This is a genomic window from Arthrobacter sp. Y3223164, from assembly GCF_059091005.1.
The window spans coordinates 1-265 of sequence record NZ_JBNHGF010000993.1; the positions used below are offsets into that span (position 1 = coordinate 1).

At 74.3% G+C, this 265-nt stretch carries 1 protein-coding gene; it reads left to right on the forward strand.

What is annotated here, in order from left to right; translation table 11 throughout:
- Positions 1–265 (forward strand): class I SAM-dependent methyltransferase (locus tag AC5RUJ_RS19060; RefSeq protein WP_494156617.1); only part of this gene is annotated, 265 nt, incomplete at both ends.

The window sequence follows — 265 nt, forward strand, 5'->3', positions numbered from 1 at the left end:
CCGGCTGCGGGCCGGGCCGGCTGGGCGGCGAACTGGCGCGCCGCGGACACTCGGTGGTCGGCGTCGACATCGATCCCGAGCTGATCGAAGCGGCCCGCAGGGACCATCCGGACTGTACCTGGCTGGTCGGCGACCTGGCGGAGCTGGACCTGCCCGCGCAGGGCGTCGCCGAGCCGTTCGACGTGATCGTCAGCGCCGGCAACGTGCTGACCTTCCTCGCCCCGGGCACGTCGGGCGAGGTGCTGCGCAACCTGGCCGGCCACCT